The 1623-nt window shown below is 49.9% G+C and carries 2 protein-coding genes; both read left to right on the forward strand.

Annotated features, from left to right (window positions below):
- Positions 1-462, forward strand: a 462-nt coding sequence (locus ACWA6V_RS21335) for a hypothetical protein (protein ID WP_449524363.1), incomplete at its 5' end; no start/stop codon positions are given.
- 36 nt (positions 463-498) lie between these two features.
- On the forward strand, positions 499-1476 hold the full coding sequence (locus tag ACWA6V_RS21340; protein ID WP_449524364.1) for a family 43 glycosylhydrolase: 978 nt from the start codon (positions 499-501) through the stop codon (positions 1474-1476).
- Positions 1477-1623 lie beyond the last annotated feature (147 nt).

Genomic DNA, 1623 nt, shown 5'->3' on the forward strand with positions numbered 1-1623 from the left:
CCGGTAACCTCGTCGTCGCTGGATACGGTGCCGCCGGTTGCAGGGCCATTTGAAACGCTTGCTAATCGCGTATCGATTTATGCATTGCGCCGCCATCTGAATGCGCGTGGATTTCCGATTAATAATATCTCCCAGTTGCCTTCGCTGTTGCCCGCTGCACAGGCCGCATTAGATGAATGGATTGAGGATGCGATTGATGCTTTCTCGTTCGTTATTTTTTCTGCCACCGGCGTGTTGGATTTGGAAGCGATTGTTTTGGATGCGAATTTACCGCGTGATCTGGTGCAGCTTCTGGTCGATAAATTGGCAGAGCGAGTCAATTTATTAACACCGACTGGTGTGCTGGCTCCGCAAGTGTTAATCGGAAGTATCGGGCAGGATGCGCGCGCCATTGGTGGAGCGATATTGCCGTTTTATGCGAACTTTTCGCCTGATAAAAATGTGATGTTATCCGGCGATTAAATTTTTACGTTAACCCGTGAGGGGATTCGAGGCTCTATGCTGCAATTAACTGACAAGTGGGTATGGGATTTTTGGTTTGCAGTCGATGGCGATGACTATCATTTGTTTTATCTGCAGGCGAATAAATCGCTCGGTAATCCGGACTTGCGCCATTGGAATGTGTCGGTTGGGCACGCGTGTTCCCGTGATTTAAAAAACTGGACAATTTTGCCTGATGCTATAGCACCTACAAGTGGCGATGATAATGCAGCTGATTCTTTCACTACCTGGACGGGCAGTGTTATTCGCCATGGCGACGAGTGGTTGATGTTTTACACCGGCACCAAGCGCGCTGAAAAAGGTTTGGTGCAGCGCGTCTGCCTGGCGCGCTCTGCTGATTTAATTCACTGGACAAAACACGATAAGAATCCCATCGTGGAATTGGATGAACGCTGGTATGACGGATTAAAACTGGAGTATTGGCACGATGCCTCCTGGCGTGATCCCTGGATAATTGTCGATAAAAATTCGGCGGGCGATCCGCTCTACCATATGCTGGTCACCTGCCGTGTCAATCGCGGTGAACCGGACGGGCGCGGAGCGATCGGCTACGCAAGTTCAGCCAATTTAATTGATTGGCAAGTGGGCGATGCCTTTTTAGCGCCCGGTTGGTTTGGTGAAATGGAGGTACCGCAAATACAAAAAATCGGCGAGCGCTATTATTTATTTTGCTCTGTCTCCACCCGATTCCACTCGGCCGCGCACAAAGCGCAGCAAGGTGTTGTGCCGCAAACCGGCGTTAAATATTTTTCATCTGCACAACCCATGGGGCCGTATGACGTCATTGGAAATGGGTTCCTCACTCGCCCTGAGCAGGATGGCCTTTATGCTGGCCGTATTATTCAAGGGCCGGACGCCAACTGGTACTTCATGGCGTTTCTGGGGAACGATGATCAGGGCGTGTTTCAGGGAGTAATTATCGACCCCATTCTTGTCCGTCAGGCTGATGATGGCAGCTTGTCCCTCGCAGATTAACGCTCCTCACTGTTCTCCCGAGTAGCAGCATCACCGTCGAAAAGCCCCCGAGAGGGGCTTTTTGCTGCTTCGTGGACTTTGTAGCCACTCTTATTAATCCTAAAAGATCTATGGAACCACAATAGGATGAAAAAAAGATCAATTAAT

It is taken from the genome of Cellvibrio sp. (assembly GCF_053579595.1).